The sequence below is a fragment of the Patescibacteria group bacterium genome, from assembly GCA_041651355.1.
In the GTDB taxonomy this organism is placed as follows: domain Bacteria; phylum Patescibacteriota; class Patescibacteriia; order Patescibacteriales; family UBA12465; genus JAPLVX01.
Map to the genome: position 1 here is coordinate 1 of JBAZJK010000003.1, position 14525 is coordinate 14525.

At 42.3% G+C, this 14525-nt stretch carries 22 protein-coding genes; 17 read left to right on the plus strand and 5 right to left on the minus strand.

Annotated elements, in window-relative coordinates:
* The 17 genes from WC441_04700 to WC441_04780 all read left to right on the plus strand — a co-directional run.
* Positions 1–477 (plus strand): hypothetical protein (locus tag WC441_04700; protein MFA5163783.1); only part of this gene is annotated, 477 nt, incomplete at its 5' end.
* A gap of 453 nt (positions 478–930) precedes the next feature.
* A complete protein-coding gene (locus WC441_04705) occupies positions 931–1260 on the plus strand; it encodes a hypothetical protein (GenBank protein MFA5163784.1) in 330 nt (109 codons plus the stop codon).
* Complete coding sequence (locus WC441_04710) at positions 1250–1585, plus strand: hypothetical protein (GenBank protein ID MFA5163785.1); 336 nt, start codon at positions 1250–1252, stop codon at positions 1583–1585. Before WC441_04705 ends, WC441_04710 begins: the two co-directional genes overlap by 11 nt.
* 88 nt (positions 1586–1673) lie before the next feature.
* Positions 1674–1826: a hypothetical protein gene (locus WC441_04715; GenBank protein MFA5163786.1), complete on the plus strand. Its 153-nt coding sequence runs from the start codon at positions 1674–1676 to the stop codon at positions 1824–1826.
* A complete protein-coding gene (locus WC441_04720; GenBank protein ID MFA5163787.1) occupies positions 1823–2014 on the plus strand; it encodes a hypothetical protein in 192 nt (63 codons plus the stop codon). Before WC441_04715 ends, WC441_04720 begins: the two co-directional genes overlap by 4 nt.
* A gap of 2 nt (positions 2015–2016) precedes the next feature.
* Positions 2017–3030, plus strand: a complete 1014-nt coding sequence (locus WC441_04725) for a hypothetical protein (GenBank protein MFA5163788.1) — start codon at positions 2017–2019, stop codon at positions 3028–3030.
* A 56-nt stretch (positions 3031–3086) separates the two neighbouring features.
* Positions 3087–3734, plus strand: coding sequence for a hypothetical protein (locus WC441_04730; GenBank protein MFA5163789.1), 648 nt, complete (start codon positions 3087–3089; stop codon positions 3732–3734).
* Complete coding sequence (locus WC441_04735) at positions 3722–4171, plus strand: hypothetical protein (GenBank protein ID MFA5163790.1); 450 nt, start codon at positions 3722–3724, stop codon at positions 4169–4171. The genes WC441_04730 and WC441_04735 overlap by 13 nt, the downstream gene beginning before the upstream one ends.
* Positions 4172–4387: 216 nt before the next feature.
* Complete coding sequence (locus WC441_04740) at positions 4388–4843, plus strand: hypothetical protein (protein MFA5163791.1); 456 nt, start codon at positions 4388–4390, stop codon at positions 4841–4843.
* Between the two features lie 17 nt (positions 4844–4860).
* Positions 4861–5142: a hypothetical protein gene (locus WC441_04745; protein MFA5163792.1), complete on the plus strand. Its 282-nt coding sequence runs from the start codon at positions 4861–4863 to the stop codon at positions 5140–5142.
* A 180-nt stretch (positions 5143–5322) separates the two neighbouring features.
* Positions 5323–6102 (plus strand): phage replisome organizer N-terminal domain-containing protein, encoded by a 780-nt coding sequence (locus WC441_04750; GenBank protein ID MFA5163793.1) that lies wholly within the window; start codon positions 5323–5325, stop codon positions 6100–6102.
* Between the two features lie 3 nt (positions 6103–6105).
* Complete coding sequence (locus WC441_04755) at positions 6106–6324, plus strand: hypothetical protein (protein ID MFA5163794.1); 219 nt, start codon at positions 6106–6108, stop codon at positions 6322–6324.
* 72 nt (positions 6325–6396) lie between these two features.
* A complete protein-coding gene (locus WC441_04760) occupies positions 6397–6873 on the plus strand; it encodes a hypothetical protein (GenBank protein MFA5163795.1) in 477 nt (158 codons plus the stop codon).
* Between the two features lie 295 nt (positions 6874–7168).
* A complete protein-coding gene (locus WC441_04765; protein MFA5163796.1) occupies positions 7169–7603 on the plus strand; it encodes a hypothetical protein in 435 nt (144 codons plus the stop codon).
* A gap of 138 nt (positions 7604–7741) precedes the next feature.
* Positions 7742–8074, plus strand: coding sequence for a hypothetical protein (locus tag WC441_04770; protein ID MFA5163797.1), 333 nt, complete (start codon positions 7742–7744; stop codon positions 8072–8074).
* Positions 8075–8076: 2 nt separating this feature from the next.
* Entirely contained in the window at positions 8077–8901 is an 825-nt protein-coding gene (locus WC441_04775) for a DUF5131 family protein (GenBank protein MFA5163798.1), read from the plus strand.
* A 148-nt stretch (positions 8902–9049) separates the two neighbouring features.
* A complete protein-coding gene (locus tag WC441_04780; protein MFA5163799.1) occupies positions 9050–9376 on the plus strand; it encodes a hypothetical protein in 327 nt (108 codons plus the stop codon).
* Between the two features lie 363 nt (positions 9377–9739).
* Here WC441_04780 and WC441_04785 read toward each other — a convergent pair whose 3' ends face one another.
* The 5 genes from WC441_04785 to WC441_04805 are packed head-to-tail and all read right to left on the minus strand — an operon-like array spanning position 9740 to position 14523.
* Positions 9740–10372 carry a hypothetical protein gene (locus WC441_04785; GenBank protein MFA5163800.1) on the minus strand — a complete coding sequence of 211 codons (633 nt, stop codon included), beginning with the start codon at positions 10370–10372 and terminating at the stop codon, positions 9740–9742.
* The gene (locus tag WC441_04790) at positions 10372–10707 is read right to left on the minus strand and encodes a hypothetical protein (protein MFA5163801.1); all 336 of its coding nucleotides are present in this window, start codon (positions 10705–10707) and stop codon (positions 10372–10374) included. Before WC441_04790 ends, WC441_04785 begins: the two co-directional genes overlap by 1 nt.
* Positions 10697–10897: a hypothetical protein gene (locus tag WC441_04795; protein MFA5163802.1), complete on the minus strand. Its 201-nt coding sequence runs from the start codon at positions 10895–10897 to the stop codon at positions 10697–10699. Before WC441_04795 ends, WC441_04790 begins: the two co-directional genes overlap by 11 nt.
* On the minus strand, positions 10894–11160 hold the full coding sequence (locus WC441_04800) for a hypothetical protein (protein ID MFA5163803.1): 267 nt from the start codon (positions 11158–11160) through the stop codon (positions 10894–10896). The genes WC441_04795 and WC441_04800 overlap by 4 nt, the downstream gene beginning before the upstream one ends.
* An 18-nt stretch (positions 11161–11178) precedes the next feature.
* Complete coding sequence (locus WC441_04805) at positions 11179–14523, minus strand: hypothetical protein (protein ID MFA5163804.1); 3345 nt, start codon at positions 14521–14523, stop codon at positions 11179–11181.
* Positions 14524–14525 lie beyond the last annotated feature (2 nt).

Consider the following 14525-nt stretch of genomic DNA (forward strand, 5'->3'; position numbering starts at 1 on the left):
GGAGGGTATATCAAGGCCGGATGGTATATCAAGGCCGGAGAGTATATCGAGGCCGGATGGCATATCAAGGCCGGATGGTATATCGAGGCCGGAGGGTATATCAAGGCCGGAGGGTATATCGAGGCCGGAGAGTATATCGAGGCCGGAGGGTATATCGAGGCCGGAGAGTATATCGAGACCGGATGGTATATCGAGGCCGGAGGGTATGTTTTTAGTTTCACCTTTGCCTTAACTTGCAAGGTTTTGATAACGCACCAATTGCCCTTTGGTCGGGAATTTTGGGCAGGCATACCCGCATTGCCGGAAAAATTTAGAGACAAGATTTTGGATACAAGTAAATGTTGGCCCGATTATCAACAGATGTTCACTAAAAAACAGGCACAGCAAATTTGCAAATGGGAAGGGTGGCACTGGATTTTACGTGCGCAACTTGAAATGTTTTTTGGTCTCAAAGAGGAATACAAATTGACAAGTTAATAGGAAGTATTTCGGCTGGGCACAAAGTCTTCAGTAGAGTGGCGCACGGACGGTCAGGGTATTCAACTGCACCTGTCCCGCCGAATATCTTTAGGTTGTGTAGCATCTAAAATGTCCGGCTTCGTCCGTTGATTTGACTAAGTTGCTACACACCTTTTTATGACTTTTAAGGCGGTTGCGGTTTTAGCTCCTCTTTTCCTCCCTCCTGACCCAGCCGCCTTTTTGAACTTAACGGGGGCAGTTTACGAGCGGGCTAATCACCGCACCTTGCGAAGCCTCGGCGTTGCAAGTTTTAGGGACGATAACCCTGCTGCCCCCATATTTTGCCGTGAATAGCGGGGCCGGTGGAGTATGTGCAAGACGCGAATATGAATAGTAAAATGACAGTAAAATCTATGTCGAGGATAAATCCGGCTCTGCTTTTTTAGGCATTATAAGTAAAAAGGAGAAATTATGAGCAAGCGAACACAAGTAGTATGGTTCTGTCTTTTTGCAGCGATGGTATTGTTCTTCTATACTTTCAAAGTATCAAGCCTTATCGCCCCGCCGGTGAAGCCTGACCATATCGTTGATGCCAACGAATTGGTAATATGTGAGGTCGAGGCGAATGTGCGATACTTACAGAAATTAGTCGGCGCAGAACAGGACGGCGTTGTCGGCTACGACACTATGAAAAAAGTCAACGATGCAGTTAAGGCCGAGCGCAAACAGGCCGAGAGGGACAAGGCTAACAAGAACGCAGAGAAATACTTTACAGTTACGGGAGAACCTAATGGAGAGTAATCAACTAACAATCCCCTACGAAGCGAAGCTAATAGCCCGCGCAAGCGACCCTGAAACCAGCCACGATGCTGCGAAGAAGATGGTGAAAGGCGGAAAATTGACGAGGCAGCAGGAATTAGTTTATAGTGCTTTGGTGGTTTACGACAGACCGCAAGGATTTACATTCAAGGAATTACCAATACAAGAAGGCCGTTGTTTGAGCGAATCGACCTGCTGGAAACGTCTCGGCGAATTAGGCCGCAAAAATATGGCCTACTTTCTTAAAGATAATGATGGTAATTTAATTAAGCGTAACGGCAAAAGGTGCTGGAGGGCTATTATATGACTGACGCAGGCCACTTTTTTCTTAGAAGGAGAAATAAATGATAGCCCCAACAGAAAACAAACCGACGGTATCTTTCGCAACAGAGCTAATGCGACTCGTGCAAATTAACTGCACGGATTCTATGGAGTTTGTAAAAGCAAATTTTACGGCCAAAGGCGTAGAGGCCGTATTTGTCGACAAATTTGATAACCAACTATACCGGCTTGTGATTGAGCCGATGCACGAAAGGAAGGAAGGATGAATACATATCACGTCCAAGTCAAAGTAACTGGTTATGCGACTCTCACCATCCTTGCCGAAAACGGGCAGGATTTGCAGGACAGGATACATCACCAAGAAGGATTTGGCAAACACGACATCGACGACATAGATATTAACGAAGTGGAATTTGAACAAATAATTTCTACGGACGAGGCGAAAGAGGAATAAATATGAGATGGACTTTTTATAATCTTTGGAATAGCAGTCTTGAAAACCGAGAGGAGCGGCTACTTAAAGAGCGCAAACATATTTGGGCCTCAGAAATGGGCGGTGCTATGGTTGATAGATTCTTAAAGATGAACGCTGTCTTACCAACTAACCCCCCTAACCCTCGCAGTTTACGCAAGTTTGAGGCGGGCAATATATGGGAATCAATTATAGGCTTTGTATTGTCGAGGGCGGGAATCCTGATAAGCAAACAAACTTACTTGTCCTATCAATACCCGAATCTGTTAGAGGTTACTGGCAAACTTGACTATTGTGCCGGGGGCAAACCGGATTACGACAGAGCTAAGAATCTGGTTAGTAATGAGTTTAATTGGTTGCCGGAATTTATATCCAGAGCCACTATACATATCGTTGAAGAACTGAAAGAGAAATACCCCGATGGACTTGATGAGATAGTTTTGGAAATAAAATCCTGTTCGTCTTTTATGTTTGAGCTATACGAGAAAAAAGGTGTCGGCTCACCAAACCACAAATTGCAGTTATTTCATTATCTCAAAGCTGCTGGTAAGTCCGAAGGGCATATAGTCTATGTGTGCAAAGACGATGCTCGGTTATTAGAGATAGGAGTGGCTAATCCTTCGTCAGTCGAGGATATTTACAAAATGGATATTGCGGAAATTACGACCTACATACAAGCCAACGAAAAACCGCCACTTGAAAAGCCGATTGTATTTGATGATGAGTTTGGCAAGTTTTCTGCGAACTGGAAAGTAGCTTACAGTAACTACTTGACTTTGCTTTATGGTCTGGAAAATCAGTTTGCTTTCGATAGCAAATTTAAGCCAACGGTCGAGAAATGGAATCGGGTACTCGGCAGAGTAAAGAACGGCGACAAAATGACGGATAAGAATCTTGAAGCATTAGACGAAATATCCGAAGCTGGTTTTGACATTGAACAAGTAAAAAAGGCGGTGTTAAGTGAAAATAACATTACAGCAAATCAAGAAGTTGAATAAGAAAGAACAATCATTTTTGAAACGATGGATAAACAATTTTTTAAGGAGAATGAAAAATGAACTTCGAGCAAGTAAGGCAAGCTAACGGCCAACTCGTGACAATGTTGGCAATGGTAGTAGAGGTTGGCCCAAGCAAACTGAATAGAAATCAAAAAGCGTTTAGACCCTGCAAATTACAAGACGATTTAGGCGAGCAGCATTCAGTCACCGTAAATCAAGGCAAGGGCCTTTTAATAGGCGATGCCGTATTGGGCAAGAGATGTCAATTCTCCCTTAGTACTTATGCGGGCCAGAACGGTGTAGCGTATTCCGGCTTCTGGAGTGATAAGGCACAGGTCAATCAGGCTACACAAGCTCCACAAACCCCCGCCAGAGTGTCTTTTCCGCCACAGAATCAATCAAAAGCCCCGACACCTACCGTTGCCCCCAAAGTGGATTGGGACGCTAAAGACCGCCGTATGGCTAAAATAAGTGCCTTGCGTGGCGCAGTAGAAAAACAGGTAGTTATGGCCGATATAGCTAAGGACTTGACTGTAGTAACGAAGGACAAGATTATCGAAACTGCCGAGTTTTTCCTCGAATGGATTTATCGTGAGCCTGAATCGGATTTACAAAAACAGGCCGGTGATTTATTAGCAGGCGTAGCCGATTTCGACCAGCTTAATGCCGAAGCGCGGGCAGATGAAGGGGAATGTCCAATCTAATGGAACTTTACCCTACAATCAGGAATCACAGGAAGCATTACCCGCCTGTCCAGATGGCGTTCAAAGAGGCTTATTTCTTATCGATTAAAGATGGGACAATACTGAAAGAGTCCTATTCTAAAATGGGTAAGCCTAAAAGCCACAAGCAATGCAAAGCGATGTTTGCCGTGCCAGTAGAATTGGTCAGATTAAAACTTAAAGAAATGCACATTGACGTTTGCTGTTGCGAAGTGAACAGGGAACAGGTTTATGACATTCTTAAAAAAGCCTGTTTTGGCGTGGGTGACCACGGCGAAACACTGGGCTTGTCAGAGATGACAACGGAGCAAGCAAATCAGGCTTACAAGAATTGCCAACAGTGGGCGGCATCGCAAATATTCTTAGACATCCCCGACCCCGACCCTAACTGGCGTGAAAAAAAGAAGGCTAAGCAATGAAAATCTCCGCAATAAAGCAGACAGGCGACAGGACGTTTGAGATACCCGATGTATTTAATTGCGTACTTCGCCATACCGACCCGATGGGCGACAAAAAAGAGACGGCCTGCTTATTAGACCCGACATTGAATACGCCCTGCCCTGATTACAAGAACGTGCCGACAGATTGTTTGTTAAGAAAAGGTATTACGCTTACAATAAGGAGTTAAAGAAGTAATGGGCTTTGCTAAGAATTACAACAACAAGCGGAGAATAGACACTATCGGCGGAAAGACGTGCAACTTTCGCTCTAAAGGTGAATGGAGGCTTGCTCAATACTTTCAGTTGCTAAAAGACGCTTGCGAGATTAAGGATTGGGAATATGAAACACATAAGTTTGTATTTCCCGATAGCACTTGGCTTGTGGATTTTGTTATCCGCAATAATGACGACACTTTTGAGTATTGGGAATTCAAAGGATTGTTTGAAGCTGATACAAGGCTAAAGCTTAAGTTGCTAAATAAGTACGAACCTCAAGTGAAAATCACTATGGTATTTTACTCAAAGAACGATGCCAAAAAGATTAAACAGTCTTTGAAATATCTCGACAAGGTATGCGTTTTAACGACCAACGGAATCAATACTATTTACAACAAGGCTACTGCCGGTACTTTCGGCAGGCTCGGCCTGTAGAAAAGGAGAATGGAAGTATGGCAAAGATGAAAGAACCAACAAGTTTCAATCAGATGCAGGTAAAATTAAAAGATTTGAGGTATAAAGTTCGCGCCCTACAAAAAGGCATAAACGAACTCAAATCCACCGGAATTAGGGAAAGCGAGATATACCAAATGGTTTTGCGTTCTGCGAACAGATTTTATGATAGCCCTCGAAAGTATCAGAAGCCACTTAGTGTAGTTATGGTCAAAGCCATTATAAGTGGAGTGGAACACCTTGAAGATTTTGTATATCCCGATAAGAAACTTAACCCTTAACTTTCAGCGTGGAGAATTAACTTGCCACACTACGGAAAGTGTGTTATAGTTTAGGTGTGAGTATGGACGTAACGACAATCAAACAATATGCGGTTAAAAGGGTTTTCGGACTGACGCACCGTTGCGCCCGTATTCACACCGAGAACCCTTTTTCACTTGCAAGGCAACGAAATGGCAATTATGGAATGGTTCAAAGTAAATGGTTATAATGTAGTCTATGGTTCTTTAAGGCTTGACCCACCAATACATCAACTCGTATTCTTGAAGTTGTTGGCAATGGCCTCTATCAGCCGTGTTGCCGGAACGGTCTGTATCGCCTCTGATGTGCCATATCCCGATGATGTTTTAGCAGCCACACTCGGCGTTTCAGTCGAAGAACTACGAACAGCCATCAAACACCATCAAGAACAACAACAAGCTCGCATCAAAATCAACAGTTGGGGTGGCATTGAAATACAAAAATGGGCGGAATATCAGTCAAAAAGCTATTTACGGGTCAGAAAACACAGAGAATCGTTGCGATGTAACGCTGATGTAACAGATAGTAACGTTGACGTAACGGATAGAAGAGAAGAGAATAGAATAGAAAAGAATACATACAGTCAAGAGTTTGAGATTTTCTGGTCAATCTATCCGAAGAAAGTCGGCAAGGGGGCCGCTTACGTTTCGTGGCAGAAACTATCGCCTGATTTGGCGTTGCGTAATAAGATTAAACTCGCAGTCGAATGTCAAAAGCAATCCAAAGACTGGCTGAAAGACGGCGGTCAGTTTATACCACACCCCTCAACGTGGTTAAATCAACGCAGGTTCGACGATACCGGCTTGAGCCTACCACAGAAACCCCCGCCGAGAAAATGGGTCTGTGTAGTTTGTGGTAAGGAAGCACATAGTCGGGAGAGTGATGGTAAAAGTTTCTGCTCAGATAAATGCCGATACGGAGGAAATTTTGGAAAGGGCTAAAAGATGAAATCGAAAATTGTATGTGGATGTGCCGCCGGATTCAAAGCTGGTCGGGTTAGAACAGCCGAATTAGAGTCGAAGGTTCGCGGGTTCTGCGAGCGGTTTGTTAGTAGCGCAAAAGCGGCGAATAAAAACGGCAAGGTTAAAATCACAGACCTCGTCGGCGAAGCGGAAAGTATTTTGAAAATGATGGATGAAAAAACGGAGACAAAAAATGAATAAGGTTGAGTATTTTAACAAAGAACGGACAGTTTATAGGCAAATACGAATCTGCCCCGCCGGAAGGAGATAAGAATGGACACTGTAATTTATAGAGCGTTAACAAAAGACTTAGGCCGAGAATGTTTCGGATACTATGGTAAAATCGAGGGCAAACATTGCATCATTCTTGATGATGCAGAAATAAAACCAATAGACCCTGATAGGGGGCTGTGTGACGGTATTTATGGCTTTGTCGAAGTCCAGCCCCACACCGTTGCCCAATACACGGGCAGGCTGGATAAGAACAAAAAACCTATTTTTGGCTCGATAGAGATTGATGGGGTAAGAAACAAAGGCGGTGACAGACTAAGGTACAATTACCATATAGATTATCCCGACTGTGATTTCTTCGGAGATGTGGTGTGGGACATAAGAGTATTAGAGCCAAACGATGAAGAAGCAATGCACGTTGGCTTTGTATTGTACGCCGAAGAAAAAAACGGCGAGGTCTGGTATAGCTGCATACCAGATTTGAAAGATGTTGAGGTTATAGGCCGCCAATATGATTAGGAGAACGATAATGGTAAGTAAATTGTTGTGCTGGTTAATGGGTCACAGATGGGAAGTTTTTACTTCAATAGATAATAGCAGTTTCACTGTTATATGTAAGCGGTGTTTGAAATGCGTAGGATTTGATGATGAAGATTGTGGCAAGGAAATAGAGGTGAAAGATGAGTAATTCAGGATTGATTTGTGAGTGTGGATTTAAGTTTGCAGGAGCAGGCGAGTTTCGCAACTGCGGAGCATTTATAACCAAAAACGTCCTCGGCCCCGAATACTTCGAGGAAATAATGAAGGAGAAAAAATGAGATATAAAGTTTATTGCGAATTTGAGATTGACGGGATAGTTCATCGGGAAATCGCTGGAACAGAAAATTGGTTTTTATTGACACAAGCGGGCCGTCTTATGTCGCACGGGCCAATGAGCTTTAATCCCAATGTGGAACAACAACACAAAAACCTTGTGGTTCTTCTAATGACCAACTACCAAGATAAATATGGCACAGAAATTGGAGTGGGGGATATTCTGATGCCCGGGAAACGTGAAGTGCTTTTTGGGGAATATAGGAGTCCAACGGAACAAGGCACTGGCTTCTATACAATATCCCACCATAAGAATTTTTTGGAGAAGATGAGAGCCGAAGAGGGGATACCATTTAGTTTTTCATCTTGTCAGGCGATAGATTCGGAAATCATCGGGAATAAATGGCTAAATCCTGAATTGTTGGAGGAAAAATGAGTAAGTTAAAATAGTGTCCATTTTGCGGGGACGAAGGGAAAGTCGAAGTTTTCAGAGATTGTGAATATCGAGTTGAAATGGATACAAAAAAAGCCTTCATAATGATATTTGCAGCCCCGCCGGAAGGAGATAAGTAGAATGGAAAAACCAAAAACACTATTAGAAGCACTTGAAAAATCACAGGAACATTGGATTGACTTGATTGAGAGATATAGCAGTATAAAAAGTAATCCCGCAAGGCTTTATATTTATTCAGACTCCTGCCCGTTATGCCAATTTTTGCAGACGAATTGTTATAATTGCCCACTTAAAAATGTCAAGGTACGCTCTTGTTGTTTAGAGTGGATAAATGCTCTTAATGCTTGGGGCACTTATGGCTTTATCCCCGCCGCTTGGAAAATGGTCGAGAGATTAAACAAGGAAATAATGAATAAACTAATCAATACGAGCCACCCCGCCGGAAGGAGATAAGAATGAGTAACAGTAAAATAGATTGGTGTGACAAAACGTGGAATGTTACCGGCGGCTGTTCAAAAGTATCTGCCGGTTGCCTGAATTGCTGGGCAGAAAAGCTAACCGCTAATCGTTTCAAGAATAACCCCCGCTATGACGGCCTCACGGAAAACGGCAAGTGGACAGGAGAGATAAAACTGTTCGAGGACAGACTTGACCAGCCATTGCATTTGCGCAAGCCGCAGCGAATCTTCGTTTGCAGCCAGAGCGACTTGTTCCACGAGGAAGTGCCGTTTGAGTTTATAGCAGAAGTGATGGAACCTATGGCGTTCTGTCAAGAGCATACCTTTCTTATCCTTACTAAACGGCCAGATATTGCCGCCGAGTTTTTCAAGTCAATAAATATCTACATAATATTTCCTAATCTCCATCTTGGCGTATCAGTCTCCACGCAGGAAGATGCCGACGAAAACATACCGATACTCTTGCATATTCCGGCGGTGGTTAGGTGGGTTAGTTTTGAACCACTGTTGGCCGTTATAGACTTAAACAGGCATTTTTGGCGACCCATTATCGAGACAACGCATAATGACCCTCTTGGTGAGGTTGTAGATTATGAACCTCGGAAAACATTTAATTGGTGCGTAATTGGTTGCGAACATCTCGGCGGCGGCAAAGCAGGCCGCTTTCAGGACGGATTCATAGATGCGGCGATAGATATTGTGAAACAGTGCAAAGAAGCCGGTATCCCCGTATTTGTTAAGCAGATACCAATTAACGGTAAAGTATCGCATAATCTCGCGGAGTGGCCAGAAGAATTAAGGGTGAGAGAGGTTTTGAAATGAAAAAGATAAAACTTAATACAAGCAATAAAAGCATACGACCAAAAAGCTAAGGAGTTGTTTGGAGAATTTGCATATACCAACAACGACATATCGAAGTTCCCGAAGGAATTGCGGCACAGAGAGATATTAAAAAGCGGAGTTGCGTAGCATGAGTGATATGAAGGAACAGGATATTTTTGGGAAGGGCATTTTTAAAACTTGGTTGGAAATAAGTCCCAAAATAGACTTAGATGAATTTCTCGCTACTTTTACGGGATTTTATTTTCAGGGCAGGAAGGGATTCCTGAAATCTCAAGAGTATCTCCGGGAAAAAAGGGGCGACTGCATAGTGACTTTCCATAGTTGGTGGGTGGTACTAAAAAATGGGGCGGACTGGATGAATTGCCTCAAGTTCAGTCGCCACATGAATGACTGGAAAGGTGACGAAAACACATATTTGGGTGAGTTTATAAATGGCAAACGCAAATCGGAATGAAAATAAAGGACAATATTATGAATCAAATAAGCGAAGTATATACTTACCGCACAAGCAAATAGGGGATTTTCCGCCAATTCAGCAAAAAACCGCAAAATTAAGAAAAAACAATGTTAATTCGTAAATTTTTTCAATATCTATCAATTTTGCTATTGTGGTTTAACGCAAAGGTGTATAATTGCTACTGGAAGAAAAAAAGGAAGAAGGAATCTCTAATGGCATATGGTGCGGGAACAATCGCTAATTATTTCTTGCAAAAAGGATTGGAATCCGCCATACCTATTACACACTTAAAACTTCAAATAAAAAAGCGGCCAGCACTTGCCAGCCGCTAAGCGATGAAGAAGCAGGAAAGTCATATCGTTATGGTTTTACTGTTATGAGACTGCCGAGACAAGGCTTTGGCTGTCCGTATTTCTTGCTTAGCAAATAAGCCGCCCGTCGCGGCGATACTCGTTTGCGCCGCTTATTATCCACTCTTAAAAGAAACTTGAGCCAACCACAAATCTCCGAACAATACCATTTTTTATCATTCTGAATAGGTAAGGGAAGCACAAATCCGAATATGCCCCTAAAGTCATATTTGGCCCCAACGAGCTTATTGGCTTCTTCCAGAACGACCTCCAGTCGTTCGCTATCTACCTCGCATTCAATATAGTCCCACCTTCTCAAATGATTACCTAAAACATTGACAGCAGGCGCAAAACGAACACCTTCGGCATCGCCTCTCGTTGTCGATGAGAAACATCGCCCAAAAATCATTGGTGCAGTAGTTCTGTCCTTTTTTCTTGTCCAACAGATACCTTCGTTGTTACATTTACAGAACCTTCCCTGTTCGTCTGGCAGCCATACCTCTTCGTGGCTATAGTTATATTTGAGAACTTTCCAGTTATAAAATAAGCCAAGCAGCCAAGTCCAGCCGACTATCGCTTTGCCTACCCCGCGTTCACCTTTAGGCTTATGGAATACAAACCTAATCTTTGTTTTGGCTTCCATTATTCACCCTTCGATGTGAAACCAGCCTCGAAACCTAAGCTGAATGCTCCGAGCGCAATGTTTTTAACGTTATCACCAACCTCAAATTCGCTTTTCTGCTTTGCAAATTCAATAACAAGATTACCGGTATTGGGGTCGATTTCTATGTGAGCATCTTCTAACGTCTGCGGGCCGTTGCGGTCATAAACAACTTCGATGGTTTCTGTAATAGCAACAATTACACCTTCTGAATAGTCCGTCTTAATGGTTTTGCTTAGATGTGTTTTAACACCACACCCACTAATTACGACCGTTGCTAATATCAGGCATAGCACTATTAGTATTTTAGCCTTCATCTTTTGTCTCCTTTGTATTTGAATAAATTGTTTTCTTTGCGAAATCTATTTTAACACCAACGTCACTAATAGCGATAAAAACATCAGGGCTATTGGCGAAGTGGTCTTGTTCGTCCATCTTGGCGATTAGATTCTCCAATTCCTCAAACTTGTAGTCAAGTTCTTTAAGATGAGTTTTTAGGTTGCTCATTTACTTACCCATATTATTCTTACAACTGTATTTGCCACTACAACGACAACACCACCAATAATAGAACATATCAGACCGAACCCTGTCTTGAATTTTCCTACATCACATTCGGCCTTATGTAGTCTAATATCTTTAGACCACTCAGTCTTGGCGTTTTCTATGGCCTTATATGCAGCACGGTCGGCAGCAAGTTCTATGTAAGCTCTTTCGCCTTCGGTAAAGTGGCCATTGAATTTCTCTGTATTACCTGTGTTGCCATTCATTGCTTAGAGTCCTTTCCTTTAGTTGGGAATATCTGATAGTCTTTTTGTTTTAACGTCTCTTTGAGCGTTAGGATTATAGAATTTTCGGGGATTAGACAGCGACTCTTGTATCATTTTTATTCCCGCTCTTTTTTTTGCCTGTTCAATTAAACTTGTTAAATAGGTTCTATTTTGTAAAGACTTTTTTGTCTGTTCAGGCTTGCCAACAAAAATTTTAAGGCGACTATCATTGTTAAGATTAGTAGCGACTAATTCCTGATAATGTTGGTATCTATTATCATTCAAAGTCCAATCACGCCCAATCGTTCTTTCAATGCCAATGTCAATTCCAAAATCCTTAAAAACTTGTCGGTATTCAGAGTTCAAAAGACTTTCGACTTTTTCACCTGCCCTCTTAGTGGATTCGGAAGGAAATTCATAACTTTTATCATATTTACTCTGTTCGATTTTCTTTTGCAATTCTAATGGTTCGAGGTCTTTTTTGTATTTCTGTTTCAAGTTGGTCTGTTCAAATTGATTAAGGTCTTCCCACTTTCTATTGTATTTTTGTTGGGCAATCTTATCCTTAAGTTCTGTAATTTTTTTATAAGACGATTCAGGATAAGTCGAGACATTGGCGGAATATGCCGATGCCGCACCTGCTGCCAAACCTTGTACCAAACCATCCGAAGCCATTGCATCGTAAATGCTTTGGGCAATTTGCGGAGTAATGCCTCTTGCAATAACTTCCAATTTGTTGATTTTGTTGCCCTGAAAATCCTTACCTGAAAATAGCTGCCTTGCAAACCCAATAGCTGCTGTTTCTCTGCCCTTGCCGTAACTTGTTAATGTCTCAGACATGGCAGGAACCCTGTACTCACCAATTTTTGTCTGTGTTTTTCCGTTTATTGCTTCTTTGGATTTAAGATAAGTACCCGCAGCAAGGCGGGCAACAGTTCGATAGAATTGTGCATCGCCACCACCAATATCATATCGAGTGTTTTGGGATTTAGTCTTACCCCAATCACTTGAAAATATATTTATATCACCATCAATGGGCGGTTCTTTGTCGGGGTATTTACTTCGCCAGTAATTCCCTGCCATTTGAGATAGTAAAGAGATTAAATGTATCTTACCCACCTCTGTCGCTATAAGTTGTGCAGCATAACCACGACTTCCCTTGTTGGCCAATAACGCTTTAATCCTATAGGGCCTTGAAAAAGTCATACTCGGAGAAAATAGGATATAATTTGCCAACCGCTGTATTTCCTTGCCCTGTGGACTTTTTGCTCTTAATAGTTTCATAAACGCGTTAAGAGTATCCGCATAATTAGCTTGGTGTTTCTCAAGTGTAGCAGGAGAAAGATTTTTTGCGTGCGACCATTTTTCGGCCTGTTTATCCCATATACCCTGTAAGATGCTATCTGTTCCGGCAACCATAGAGCGTTCAGAGGCCATCATCAATTTACCATAACCCCTAATTGGTTTACTTATTGTGTTTAATACCCTCCCTCTTTTCGTTCCAACTTTTGCAAGTGTTTCGCCTAATCCAAATTGAAACCATTCCGCCCTATTCTTCGAATAAGGCGACCTACTAAGAAAATTAACTCCTGATTTTACTGCGATTTCGTGGTTGGGATTTGACTTAAGTTTATTCATCGAATCATTAAAAAACTGTTCACTCCCGTATGCTTTAGTAGCCACTCCAACGCCTTTGGCATACGCGACCGGCTCTCTTGCCATAAAGGAAGATGCTTGTCTTGCCGTTTGAACATCTAAAGCAAATGGAGACTTAAACACCTGAATAATTAATTTTGGAATATCCCACGGATTAAAAGGCCTTTGACTAATTATGTTACTGGCGATTTTTTCTGTAACTTCCCGTCCAATTACTTTTTCAATTTGCTCAAATTCCCTGTTGGTAGGTATTTTGCCATTGCGCAAACGGTCGAGTGCATCAACTATTTCACTCCTGTCAAACTGGTTTTTTACACTGGTTTTGGGATACAATGCCAATACTTTTTTGGCGTAACCATTCCATTCTGTATCGGTTAAATTTGGTGGCGTTATTTCAGGAACATCGGCCCGTCCTTTATATCCACCCTTAGACCTCATTATGGAGTCCCACTCCGTACCACCTCTTTTTAACGAGCTTTGCAGGTAACTTGTCCCCTTAGCGGCTTGCTTGCGGCGCAATTCACTTATGGCCGGTTCGACTTCTGATTTCCGCACCTTCTTTGCCACCTTAGACCATTGTAGCAATTTCTGATTAGCAGAGTTTATCTCGCTTGCCCCACCAGTTCCCATTACCGGCTCAGCCTCTATTATCCTTTTGCTATCGGCGGTTACTATCTGTTCTTCGGGTCTGTCCAAAAAACCTTTTTTATTTGCATACTTCCCTCTCTTCTGGACGATAATGGAATTTCCCTTTGTCTTGACAGTAACATTATAACCGTATTTATCGGCACTTGCCTTCACTGATTCCGCTTGCGTCTTTGCGTATTGAGGATTGTAAAAGGTGTATTTAACACCACCTTTAGGAATTTTTTCCACAGACTTCAACATCTTGAGATTTTCAGGCATATCCGGCGTAGTTCTTTTACCACCATAAGATGATAGTAATGCACCCATAGTTGCTTGAGTAGCAATTTCACCTGGCGTTCCACCTTCCACGGCGGCCATCCCTCCTAAAACTGCCCCGCCCGCCCCCCTCCTTAAAATAGGGCCTTTAACCTTTGAAACACCTCGTAGGGCTTTACTAAGAGCAAATCTTTTGACTCCACCTTTCACACCTGACAATACTTCATTTCCGGCAACTGGCGTACCTTTTTTATGAGATTCTGCCATTGAAGAAATAGCCGCATAAGGAACATTGCCCATCCATTCAGCTGTGCTAACAGGTAGACTGCCTGCTATATTTCCTGCAATACCAGTTATGCCGCCTCCACCTACATCGGCAACATCTTGTTCTTGATTAGCAACATTACTTCTAAGAACTGTTGCTATTTTTTGTAAAAATTCCGGTTTTTTGATATGCGGAATATGAAGTTGGTCGCCAATATCAGATGACATATCGGCCATTTTGTCAATTTTCTCTATAAATGCTAATTCAGAACGACTCGCACCAAGAGCTAAATTTGTACCAAAGGACAATACTGGCTGGACAATGGGACGCGCAATTTTGGGAAACGCGTTCAATAGCGGTCTGTCATAATCCCAATCCGTTTTGGAAAGTTCTGGATATTTCTCATAAATGGTAGGTATCTTCTTTTCTGTTTTAGTAACCTCGTCAAAGACGTTTCTTTTGGGGGATACCGACACCTCGTCAAAGACGTTTTTCTTTGGAGGACTTGATTCTGTTATTGTATCAAAGATATTAGACATAT

What these genes read in the sequence shown, in the direction of transcription:
- WC441_04705 (MFA5163784.1), top strand. Translation starts at nt 931, where the DNA reads ATGAGCAAGCGAACACAAGTAGTATGGTTCTGTCTTTTTGCAGCGATG.
- WC441_04710 (MFA5163785.1), top strand. Translation starts at nt 1,250, where the DNA reads ATGGAGAGTAATCAACTAACAATCCCCTACGAAGCGAAGCTAATAGCC.
- WC441_04715 (MFA5163786.1), top strand. Translation starts at nt 1,674, where the DNA reads ATGCGACTCGTGCAAATTAACTGCACGGATTCTATGGAGTTTGTAAAA.
- WC441_04720 (MFA5163787.1), top strand. Translation starts at nt 1,823, where the DNA reads ATGAATACATATCACGTCCAAGTCAAAGTAACTGGTTATGCGACTCTC.
- WC441_04725 (MFA5163788.1), top strand. Translation starts at nt 2,017, where the DNA reads ATGAGATGGACTTTTTATAATCTTTGGAATAGCAGTCTTGAAAACCGA.
- WC441_04730 (MFA5163789.1), top strand. Translation starts at nt 3,087, where the DNA reads ATGAACTTCGAGCAAGTAAGGCAAGCTAACGGCCAACTCGTGACAATG.
- WC441_04735 (MFA5163790.1), top strand. Translation starts at nt 3,722, where the DNA reads ATGTCCAATCTAATGGAACTTTACCCTACAATCAGGAATCACAGGAAG.
- WC441_04740 (MFA5163791.1), top strand. Translation starts at nt 4,388, where the DNA reads ATGGGCTTTGCTAAGAATTACAACAACAAGCGGAGAATAGACACTATC.
- WC441_04745 (MFA5163792.1), top strand. Translation starts at nt 4,861, where the DNA reads ATGGCAAAGATGAAAGAACCAACAAGTTTCAATCAGATGCAGGTAAAA.
- WC441_04750 (MFA5163793.1), top strand. Translation starts at nt 5,323, where the DNA reads ATGGAATGGTTCAAAGTAAATGGTTATAATGTAGTCTATGGTTCTTTA.
- WC441_04755 (MFA5163794.1), top strand. Translation starts at nt 6,106, where the DNA reads ATGAAATCGAAAATTGTATGTGGATGTGCCGCCGGATTCAAAGCTGGT.
- WC441_04760 (MFA5163795.1), top strand. Translation starts at nt 6,397, where the DNA reads ATGGACACTGTAATTTATAGAGCGTTAACAAAAGACTTAGGCCGAGAA.
- WC441_04765 (MFA5163796.1), top strand. Translation starts at nt 7,169, where the DNA reads ATGAGATATAAAGTTTATTGCGAATTTGAGATTGACGGGATAGTTCAT.
- WC441_04770 (MFA5163797.1), top strand. Translation starts at nt 7,742, where the DNA reads ATGGAAAAACCAAAAACACTATTAGAAGCACTTGAAAAATCACAGGAA.
- WC441_04775 (MFA5163798.1), top strand. Translation starts at nt 8,077, where the DNA reads ATGAGTAACAGTAAAATAGATTGGTGTGACAAAACGTGGAATGTTACC.
- WC441_04780 (MFA5163799.1), top strand. Translation starts at nt 9,050, where the DNA reads ATGAGTGATATGAAGGAACAGGATATTTTTGGGAAGGGCATTTTTAAA.
- WC441_04785 (MFA5163800.1), bottom strand. Translation starts at nt 10,372, where the DNA reads ATGGAAGCCAAAACAAAGATTAGGTTTGTATTCCATAAGCCTAAAGGT.
- WC441_04790 (MFA5163801.1), bottom strand. Translation starts at nt 10,707, where the DNA reads ATGAAGGCTAAAATACTAATAGTGCTATGCCTGATATTAGCAACGGTC.
- WC441_04795 (MFA5163802.1), bottom strand. Translation starts at nt 10,897, where the DNA reads ATGAGCAACCTAAAAACTCATCTTAAAGAACTTGACTACAAGTTTGAG.
- WC441_04800 (MFA5163803.1), bottom strand. Translation starts at nt 11,160, where the DNA reads ATGAATGGCAACACAGGTAATACAGAGAAATTCAATGGCCACTTTACC.
- WC441_04805 (MFA5163804.1), bottom strand. Translation starts at nt 14,523, where the DNA reads ATGTCTAATATCTTTGATACAATAACAGAATCAAGTCCTCCAAAGAAA.